Raw genomic sequence first — 9,751 nt, 5'->3', positions numbered from 1 at the left:
CCCGCGGAGCGGGTACACCAGCGCTGCGCGCTGGGAAAGAGAGACCCGCCGCGCTGCGGCGGGCGGGTCCGGCCCTGCGGGCCGGCCTCCCTGTGCTGCGCTCCGGTCGGTGCCACGGCTATGCCGTGGCATCCCGGATCCGCTGCGCTCCTCCGGGACGGGCGCCTGCGCTTCGCTCCGGCTTCCCACCCGCTTTGGGTCACTCCCACTGAGTGGAGGTGTCCCGAACGAGGTGGGAAAGGCCCGTCCGCTGCGCTCCCGGGCCCTCTCCGGCTCCGCCGGAGGCTGGCTAGATGGGAAGGGTGGCCGGGGTGGTGGATCACTTGCGGGGGCGGGTGGGATCACGAGTTGTGGCCTACCGCTGAGGTGACGGTATGTGATGCAGCATGTTGGGTTGGCGGAACCGGGTGACACCCCTGCATCACTTCACGGGCCTGTGTAACGTCTGGGGATCCATGCCACCCCCTGCCGGGAGGACCCGGCCCCGGACACAGGACACGAAACCTGCACGAATGCCAGGACGGATGCGGGGCCAGGAGGTGACCGGGCCCCTGAAAGACCACAACCGGACGGGCAGTCAGGACAGCGTGGGAAATTCGAAAGGGCGCAACAATACGTGCGGGGCACATTTGTGACGGTGCTTCAAAACACGGGAAAGATCAATACTGGAACCATCCCACACCCCCACCAAAACGCTCCACCAATCCACGGCAGATGGAAATAAAAAACCATCCCCGCATACGCGGGGAGCAGGGGAGCCGGGCGCGATAAAAGTTCAACTTCGCGGGGTCATCCCCGCATGCGCGAGGAGCAGATGAAGCGCGAGGCAGACCGAGTGGCCAAGCTGGGGTCATCCCCGCATGCGCGGGGAGCAGTCCCAGGGGGTAAGTGTGGCCTCTCCGCAAGGAGGGTCATCCCCGCATGCGCGGGGAGCAGACGGTGGCTGGCCACGCCCAGGCGCGTTCGCCGGGGCCATCCCCGCGGGCGCGGGGAGCAGGAGCTGGGTCTCAGCGTCGTGGAAGCTCTGCGTGGGGCCATCCCCGCGGGCGCGGGGAGCAGTGCCGTCAGCCGTCTTTCACGCCCCCACGCTCGGGGCCATCCCCGCGTGCGCGGGGAGCAGGCCCACGCCGACCGGCTGCTGAACTCTGTCGCGGGGCCATTCCCGCGGGCGCGGGGAGCAGTCATGCACAATGCCCTGTCGGGCGTCCATGCGGGGGCCATCCCCGCGGGCGCGGGGAGCAGGGCATCTTCGGCGCCGGCATCGGAGAGAAAACCGGGTCACCTCCGCGTACGCAGGGAACAGATGATGGCAGAACTCGCCGTCGACCCACTGCCGGGATCATCCCTACGCGTGGGGAGCAGGAACTCGCAGCCGACGGACTCATAATCCGTTGGGGATCATCCCCGCGGGCGCAGGGAGCAGTTCGACCTGCCCGAGCCCTCGGAGCGAACCACGGGGTCATCCCCGCATGCGCGGGGAGCAGACGCCCAGATCACCTCCGCCGCGGGGGACACAGGGGTCATCCCCGCATGCGCGGGGAGCAGACTGCGTGACCTGTGACGCTACAACGCCCCACCACTCCCCCAACACACTTTCACCAACACCGGCAAAACAACCAAAACCATCTACACCACCCCACCCACGGCAGCCACTACACCCCGGGCCGGTGTCGTGGCATCCGGGCAGGGGCCATCCCCGCGGGCGCAGGGAGCAGCTCGCCCTGGGTACAGGCAATGTGCTGACGACGGGGTCATCCCCGCGGGCGCGGGGAGCAGCCGCCCTGGTGGAGCGGGCAGAGCCGTGGGGGGGCCATCCCCGCGCGCGCGGGGAGCAGAGCACACCCGGCTTCGACCGGCTGAACAGCCAGGGGCCATCCCCGCGGGCGCAGGGAGCAGGTGTACCCGGCGAGCACACCGACCCGGTGCACGGGGCCATCCCCGCGCGCGGGGAGCAGGGATCGGTCGAGCGTCGCCTGGCCGCCGCGGTGGGGCCATCCCCGCGCGCGCGGGGAGCAGGTGGACACTGGGCGGGTGGGGCGGCCCTGCCTGGGGCCATCCCCGCGCGCGGGGAGCAGTCTTCCTGACCTGCGACGTTACAACACTGAGCCCCTCCACCAACCCACTTTCACCGAAACCGTCAAAACAACCAAAACCAACCACACCCCACACCCACAACAACCACCACAGCACGGCCCGGCACCCGGCGACGGGCCAACAAGAGGGCCAGCGCAGCGCCGCCCGCTTCCCCTCGACCACGCCCGCCCACCAGCCGTCCACATCCACCCCCACAGCAGGAGAGGCCAGGTAGAAGAGGGGAAGTCCGAGCACTCACCACGGAAAAACCGGTGGTTGACCTGCGGCTATGCGGAGGTCGGCTCCGAGCACGTGTCGGTAATGGTGTCGGTCATACCGTCGGCCATAGCGTCGGTGATCGTGTCGCTCATCGTGTCGGTGATGCTGTCGAACCCGCCAGGAGCCCCTCAGAGACCCACCGGGAGGCCGGCGGGCCCACCACCCGGCGGGGGGGCTACGCCGGACTCCTGGCGGATCGTCAGACGGGGCGGAACGCCGCGGTTCCCCCGTGGTGAGTGGTGATACCGCCGCTGACCTGCTGTGGTGAGTGGCCGTCCGGGAAACTCACCACAGCAGCGCCCTACTCACTACGGAAACTCACCACGCCGTCAGGACCGCCTCATGTGGGAGGCGCCCCACAGAAAGGCAACCGCGGTGAAGACCCCGCCGACAACCGACCCCAGGGCATCCAACGGCTCCCTGAGACCGGGCCGGTCGAGCAGGACATAGAACACCCCGGCAATGGCGAGCACGGCCACCGCCACCGCCAGGTCCCACACCGACCGGCGCGACGCGAAGGCCGGCGGAACGGGAACCGGGGCCGGCGGGGCGGCCGGGTCGGGGGAAGCGGAGGCCGGGGCCGGTGCGGTCGTGGCGTCCGGTGCGGTCGTCGTCATGGGAAACACTCCTTCGATTCGGTGCGCTCCGGGTGAGCGCGGAGCCACAGTCCGCGATCCAGGCCGCCGGATCGAGTTCTTGCGAAAATCCGTTCCAACCCGCCCCAGAAGGGGTCTCTGACGGGGTACGGGAAGGATTCGCGAACGCTTGACGAACGGAGGTCGCGGGGTGGTGGCAGCACCTTCGAGCACCGAGGGGCAAGCGCCGCAACCCCCGGGTCGAGGGGTCCCAGATTTCCGTCGCGGCATCCGTTCAAGGTTTTCAAGCGGCACACGATTCGTGCCGCTTGAAAACCTTGAACGGATGCCGCGACGGTGCTACCGGTTGCCCCCTCGTAAAGCGTCTGGTGAGTGGAATGCTCGCTCGGTACACCGGAAGGGAGCCAGATACCCGCGAGCTCCCGAACCCTCCCCCGGCGCGGCCGACCACCGCGAGGATGCGCGAGGCCGGAGCCATCCCCTCATACGCAGAGAGCAGAGAAGTTCCGTCTGCGGTCGGGCAACCTGGACGGGGTCATCCCCGCATGCGCGGGGAGCAGGCCGGCCCCGCCTCCGTCCTCGGCGCGAACCCGGGGTCATCCCCGCAGGCGCGGGGAGCGGACCGACCACGGCCAGGCGCGCGCCACGTACCTCGGGTCATCCCCGCATGTGCGGGGAGCAGTGGCGTACACGGTCATTGAGTTCGATCGTGACGGGGCCATCCCCGCATGCGCGGGGAGCAGGACCATCCGGGCCGACAGCCCGGTTCGGAGCAGGGGTCATCCCCGCATGCGCGGGGAGCAGGGGCACTCGTCGTAGTGCCCGGTGGCACCGTCGGGGTCATCCCCGCATGCGCGGGGAGCAGGTGGTGAGGATCCCCTGCATCTCGGTGGTGCCGGGGTCATCCCCGCATGCGCGGGGAGCAGCTCGCGCTCCGGGGCGGTCCGGTCAGCACCACGGGGTCATCCCCACATGCGCGGGGAGCAGCGGGCGGCCTACGACGCCTCGGGCGGGGCCCGGGGGTCATCCCCGCATGCGCGGGGAGCAGCCCGGTGGTGATGACCACCGCAGCGGCGTCGTAAGGGTCATCCCCGCATGCACGAGGAGCAGGCGCTCGCCGACGCCACGTGTGCGCAGGTCGAGGGGTCATCCCCGCATACGCGGGGATCTGGTCTCGGCCGCCAGCAGCGCGTCCGCGGACAGGGGGCCATCCCCGCGGGCGCGGGGAACAGCCGGTGGTGATCGTGACGCTCTTGTCCCGGATGGGGCTATCCTCGCGTGCGCGGGAGCAGTCCGCGAGCGTCGTCATCGGCCGACGCATCAGGGGACCATCCCCGCGTGCGCGGGGCGCGGACCTTCAGCCGAGTCTGCACCGCCCGCTGGTCGAGACCATCCCCGCGGACGCGGGTCGGGTGCAGGGAACCCCTTGCCGCCCTGCGAGTTCGTCACTCGAGACAGCTGTTGTGCACCAGCAGTGTCCCAGCAAGCATATGTTCCCAGCGGCAAGCGGACCCTTCAACTGCTGGTACAAGCAGCGAATTTGGCGATTTGCGGAATCTACCGTTTCGGAGACTTCAGGCTGCTAGCGTCCTGTCTCGTTCGATCAGGCAACCGTTATGAGCATGGGGGAAGCGAAAGAGCGTGGATGAATTAAGCGCCGTACGCATCGAGGCCACACGCCCCCGATGGGATCCCCGGGAGTCCCCCTGTATCCCGGTGCTGACCCTCGACGACCGGCTCGTCGATCTGAGCCTGGTGGAGCTGCTCCACGATGCCGACGTTGTGCGGAGTGTGGAAGGCGCCACGCCGGGTGAGAAGGTCGCGGTCATCGAGTTCCTGATCGCCATCTGCTACGCCTCCGGCACGTATCCGAAGTCGGCTGCGCAGTGGCCTGCCTGGGTGGACCAGAAGGACGCGCTCCGGCCTGCCGCTGAGTGGCTCGCCCAGCGCCCAGGAGAAGAGGTCTGGGACCTGTTCCATCCTGTGGAGCCTCTGGGACAGAACGCGCTGCTCGCTCCGTTCCTCGACGAGCACGGGGCAGGGCCGGCGCAGCTGGTGATCGAGCGGGTCGGGGACTACAACCAGTTCTTCGACCATCACCATCTGGAGCACCCCAGCCCGCTCCCCGTCGCGCAGGCGTTTCGGGCCATGCTCACCCAGCATGTGTACGGTCCGGCCGGACGCGCCAGGATCTCCGGCAAGGAGACGCTCGGCGCCACCATCACCAACCTCGCCGCCACCCGCCTCGGCACCCGGATCCGGGTGCTCGCGCTCGGGGTCAGCCTCGGGGAGACGCTGCGTCTCAACCTGGCTCCGGTTTCCGGGTCGCCGGGGGAGCTGAACCGTACCTGGACCGTCGGCAAGGAGCGTCGGGGGTTCAAGGCCAAGCCGAGCGGCCGCCCGGTCACCGGCCCGGCTGACCTGCACAGCTATCTCGGCCGGTCGATCCTGCTCCGTCCGACCCGAGCGGGGGATCACGTGGACCGGGTACTGCTCGGTGCGGGCGAGCTGCTCGCGCTGACGGATGAGCATCTGCAGGACGCCGTGTACGCCAAGAAGGCCGACGGCACCAGCAAGCCGCTGTGGGCTTCGGCGACCCGCGCCGTCTGGCGGCAGGCCCATGCCCTCTACGCGGCCGTGGCCGAGGCGCGCTCCGAAGCGGGTGGCAACGACGGGGGCACCCTGTACCGGAGGCTCGCGCTCTTCCCGGCCGAGGACGTCGCCCCCGAGCCCGGCCAGCAGCCCGCGCGACGCATCGACCTGTGGACGGTCGGGCTCGTGGCCAAGCAGACCACAGCCATCGCATGGGTCGACGGAACCTTCCCGTTCGCCCCCGGCCTGGAGGCCCGGTTGTACCTGGCCTCCTACCGCGGTTCGGACATCGCGGAGTTCGTGGCGTCCGCTCTGTCCAAGGCGGCGTACGCGGCCTGGACCGTGGCGTATCCGAACCCCAAGCCGGCTGACAAGACGAACCAGATTGCGCGCTTCGACGCCCGTGGTCAGCACTGGGCGGCGACGCGGGAGTCCTTCGATCTGCTGATGGAGGAGACCACGCTGGGTGAGGACGTCCAGGCTTCTCTCCACGAGTACGCGGCCACCGTCGCCACCGCCGCCCGCAGGTTCCTCACCGAGTGCCTCGACTCGCTGCCGAGGAACTCGCAGGGCGCGAAGGCCCGGGCCGCCGCTCTGCGGCGGTTCGACGACGAGCTGGCCATGGCGAAGGCCCCGGCCGAACTCCGAGGGGAGACTTCATGACCACCACCGGCGCAGGTCCCGGTACCAGTGAAAGCAGCGCCGCGCTCACGGCCTGGCTCGCCAGCCTCGTCCACAACCACGACTATGCGAGCCTCGCCGAGCTACGGCGTCCCCGCGTCCATCGGGAGCCCCACTTCCGGGCCCTCTGGTACAGCCCCACCGAGGCCCAGCGTGAGGTCTACGGCCAGGTCGCCTTCCTGTTCGCCGTCTACCACCAAGGACGGTCGAAGCCGGCCTTCGGGTACGGAAGCCTGGGCGAGGCCGCCCGCCGCATCGGCAGTGGCACCGGGCGAGGGCCGGACAACCCGGGTGCAGCTCGTCTGGTCGACCGGATCGTGTCCAGCCGTCGCGTTCCCTGGCGGCATCTGCAGCACGCCGTCGCACGTCTGCGGGCCTGCGACCAGCAGCCACCGTCCTGGGCCCGGCTCGTCGACGACCTGAACCGGTGGCACGACCGCAAAGCCCGCGTTCCGTATGAGTGGGGTGTGGCCTTCCACATGCCTCCAGCCCGCATTCCCGCCGAACGGTCCACCTCCTTGACTGCCGCCGCCTCTCTCCAGAAGGACTCCACCACGTGACCAGCAACGCCTCCTCCGCCGGCGGCCAGTTCCTCTCCCTGCACCTTCTGGAGACCTTGGTGGCCGTCCTCCCCGTGCGTGACGAGAACGGGGCGCCGAAGTCGATCGTCTACGGCGGCACCGAACGGCACATGATCACCAGTCAGGCGCGGCGCAGGGCCGAGCGAGTCCACACCCGCAACCGGGCCAACGCGGGCCTCGGCGCCCTTGCCGGCCGCAGCACCGGCCTCCGGACTCGTGAATGGGCGCTGATCACCGCCCGCGCGCTCGCCTCCGAGCACGGCTGGGAGGAGGAAGAAGCTGTGCGCACCGCACGCGCCGTCATCGAGGCCACCGGCCTGAAATTCGGAGATCCCGGCAAGAAGACCGTCGCGAACCTGACCAAGGTGCTGCTGTTCGCCCCCGCGGACGCGGGCACCCGCATTGCCGCGCACATCGACGAACAGGCCGAGTCGGTCCGGTCCTGGACCGAGGAGTACCTGGCAGCGCAGACTGCGGCGGCCGCGGCCAAGGGGAAGAAGGGCGCCCGCAAGAACGGCGGACAGGAAGAGCCGAACACGGACGAGACCCCCGCGTCCGATGCCAAACTGCCCGCGGTGCCGGCGGCGACCCGGGCAGCGGTCCTCACCGCGCTCGCCCCGCGCGACGCCATCGACATCGCCCTGTACGGACGTTTCCTCGCCGAGATCGCGGACTCCCCGAACGTCGACGGCGCCGTCCAGAGCAGCCATGCCTTCACCGTGCACGAGGCGGAGCAGGTCGATGACTTCTACGCCGCGGCCGACGACGCGAAGCTCGACCGCAAGAAGAACGCGCTGGACTTCCTCGACGCGGCCGATGACGCCGGCGCCGGCATGACCGGTTACCAGTCCCTGATCACCGGCACCTTCTACCGGCACGCGGTCCTCGACCGCCTGCGACTGCGCAGGAACCTCCAGGCGGCCGGGATGACCGTTCAGGAGGCCGAGGAGGCGTCTGTCGCGGCCGAGGCCGAGTTCGTCACCGCTTTCGTCGACGCTTTCCCCGAAGCGAAGAAGAACTCGACCGCCTCCACCGGCTCGCTGCCGGCCCTGGTCCTCGCTTTCGAAGGTGAGCGCCCGTACAACTACGCGACTGCCTTCCAGGCCCCCATCGACGAGAACCCCCTGGACAAGAACGGCGAGGGCCCCGCCGGACCGGCGGCGGTCAGGCGGCTGCTGAAGCACCACGCGTTCGTCAGCCGGCGCCGGCCCGACATCCAGAGCGCGCGCGTCCTCACCTACGACCCGCAGATCGACGAACTCCTCGGCACCTTGCAGGACACCGGCGCCGAGACCGTGGCCTCGCCCGGGGAGCTGACGGCGTGACCACGCACGTTCTGCTCGTGCGGCTCGCCGCACCTTTGCAGTCCTGGGGGGTGGCGAGCCGGTTCGCCCACCGTGACACGCACATCCGCCCCACCAAGTCGGCGGTCATCGGCCTGTGCGCGGCGGCCCTCGGCCGGGAGAGGACCGACCCCGTGGACGACCTCGCCACGCTCGTGTTCGGTGTCCGCGCCGACCATCCGGGGACGCCGGTGCGCGACTACCACACGGTCGGCGCCGGCCGGTTCCCGTTGCGGCCGCGGGACGTCATCACCGACCACCGGCGTGCTGCGGCCGTCGCCGCGAGCATGGCAGCGGCTGACGGACCGGGCTTCGGACACCATGAGCTGGCCGGCTGGTACGGGGCGCCGAAGAAGATCACGGCCGACCCTGTCTCCGGGGCTCTCGTCTCGGCCGAGCTGTCGCGCTCAGCGATGATCACGGAGCGCTGGTATCTGTCGGACGCGGCGTTCGTCGTCGGGCTCGAGCACCAGGACCGGGCGCTGCTGGAGGACATCGCGTACGCCCTGGAGCACCCGAAGCGGCTGCTGTGGCTAGGCCGGAAGTCCTGTCCGCCCTCGGGGACCCTGGCCGCGGAGATCCTCCCGGGCACGGTCGCCACCGCATTCGCCGCCAAACTCCTGCTCCCTGGCCCGGACGGACCCGACTCCTCGGGCCGGCGCCCCTGGGCCTGGGTCCAGGTGCCATCGGGCACGCGCGGGGCGTTGCAGGTGAACGACCAGCCGGTCAGCTTCGATCCGGCCCACCGGGCGCACGTCACGCGCTGGGAAGCCCGTACGCGCATCACCATCGCACCGACCGCAACCGGATGGGACATCATCCCGTGAACAGCACACGGGCCTCGACGGCCCGCTTCGTCGCCACCCACTCCGTCCTCTCGCTGAACGCCCGCCACCCCCTGGTCGCCAAATCCCTGGTCGACGCCCAGGAGATGCACCGCACCGTCATGAGCGGCTTCCGTGGCTGGGTCGAGGACGGCGACCCGGAGGCGCGCGCCCAGATGGGTGTCCTGTCGACGTGGTCGGTGGACCTGAAGGCGGCGGCCCTCGTCCTGGTCGTGCAGTCCAGGATCCCGGGTGACTGGGCCCGTATACCGCGCGAGGCCTTCACCGCCGCCCCGCACATCATCACCGTCGACCGCACCTTCAAAGCGGGCGAAGTCTTCGGCTTCCGTACGGTCGTCAACCCGACCCGCAGCAGGCCGTCGGGTAAACCCGCCTCGGAAAAGGCCCGTGGCACACGAACCGCTCACACCACGCCGGAGCACGTGAAGCGATGGTTCTCACGGCGCCTCCAGGCCGAAGGGGACCCGGCGAACGCCGAGGACGGCGTCGCCCGCATCGGCGCCACCGCCGACCCGGACGCCCTGGGGATCCGTATGCTGCCGACGGTCTCGAGCGCCCACCGCAGCAAGCCGGTCCGGATCGGCCGCGCCGAGATCCGCGGCTCCCTGACCGTCACCGACCCGGAAACCCTGGTGGGAGTCCTGTCGAACGGCCTCGGCCACGCACGCGCCTACAGTTGCGGACTGGTGCTGGCCCGCTGAGGGCAACTATGCGTTGCCCTCAGCACATGGAACAGCCGCACATTCGGGTGGTCACGTGGC

6 protein-coding genes and 2 CRISPR repeat arrays are annotated in these 9,751 nt (G+C 70.0%); of the genes, 5 read left to right on the top strand and 1 reads right to left on the bottom strand.

Annotation, left to right across the window (positions count from 1 at the left end; genetic code table 11):
• Window positions 1–729 precede the first annotated feature (729 nt).
• A CRISPR array of direct repeats spans window positions 730–1,303; the repeat unit is 29 nt; unit sequence GGGGCCATCCCCGCGGGCGCGGGGAGCAG.
• Between the two features lie 1,378 nt (window positions 1,304–2,681).
• Complete coding sequence (locus tag ACF1FZ_RS33790) at window positions 2,682–2,969, bottom strand: hypothetical protein (RefSeq protein WP_391777193.1); 288 nt, start codon at window positions 2,967–2,969, stop codon at window positions 2,682–2,684.
• 449 nt (window positions 2,970–3,418) lie between these two features.
• Window positions 3,419–4,362: a CRISPR direct-repeat array (repeat unit 29 nt; unit sequence GGGGTCATCCCCGCATGCGCGGGGAGCAG).
• Between the two features lie 302 nt (window positions 4,363–4,664).
• Here ACF1FZ_RS33790 and ACF1FZ_RS33785 point away from each other — a divergent pair.
• Genes ACF1FZ_RS33785 through ACF1FZ_RS33765 form a run of 5 tightly spaced genes read left to right on the top strand, consistent with a single transcriptional unit; the run spans window position 4,665 to window position 9,691 of the window.
• Window positions 4,665–6,203, top strand: a complete 1,539-nt coding sequence (locus tag ACF1FZ_RS33785; RefSeq protein ID WP_391777192.1) for a type I-E CRISPR-associated protein Cse1/CasA — start codon at window positions 4,665–4,667, stop codon at window positions 6,201–6,203.
• Entirely contained in the window at window positions 6,200–6,781 is a 582-nt protein-coding gene (gene casB / locus ACF1FZ_RS33780; RefSeq protein WP_391777191.1) for a type I-E CRISPR-associated protein Cse2/CasB, read from the top strand. Before ACF1FZ_RS33785 ends, casB begins: the two co-directional genes overlap by 4 nt.
• Window positions 6,778–8,127, top strand: a complete 1,350-nt coding sequence (locus ACF1FZ_RS33775; protein WP_391777190.1) for a type I-E CRISPR-associated protein Cas7/Cse4/CasC — start codon at window positions 6,778–6,780, stop codon at window positions 8,125–8,127. The genes casB and ACF1FZ_RS33775 overlap by 4 nt, the downstream gene beginning before the upstream one ends.
• Entirely contained in the window at window positions 8,124–8,972 is an 849-nt protein-coding gene (gene cas5e / locus ACF1FZ_RS33770) for a type I-E CRISPR-associated protein Cas5/CasD (protein WP_391777189.1), read from the top strand. Before ACF1FZ_RS33775 ends, cas5e begins: the two co-directional genes overlap by 4 nt.
• A complete protein-coding gene (locus tag ACF1FZ_RS33765; protein WP_391777188.1) occupies window positions 8,969–9,691 on the top strand; it encodes a type I-E CRISPR-associated protein Cas6/Cse3/CasE in 723 nt (240 codons plus the stop codon). The genes cas5e and ACF1FZ_RS33765 overlap by 4 nt, the downstream gene beginning before the upstream one ends.
• Window positions 9,692–9,751 lie beyond the last annotated feature (60 nt).

The organism is Streptomyces sp. NPDC014623 (assembly GCF_043088245.1).
Taxonomy (GTDB): domain Bacteria; phylum Actinomycetota; class Actinomycetes; order Streptomycetales; family Streptomycetaceae; genus Streptomyces.
Note: the sequence above shows the minus strand (reverse complement) of the source record. Positions and strands in the feature narration are given on the sequence as shown.

Bases quoted from the DNA above. Each gene is read 5' to 3' on its own strand.
- ACF1FZ_RS33790 (WP_391777193.1), bottom strand. From the start codon at position 2,969: ATGACGACGACCGCACCGGACGCCACGACCGCACCGGCCCCGGCCTCC.
- casB (WP_391777191.1), top strand. From the start codon at position 6,200: ATGACCACCACCGGCGCAGGTCCCGGTACCAGTGAAAGCAGCGCCGCG.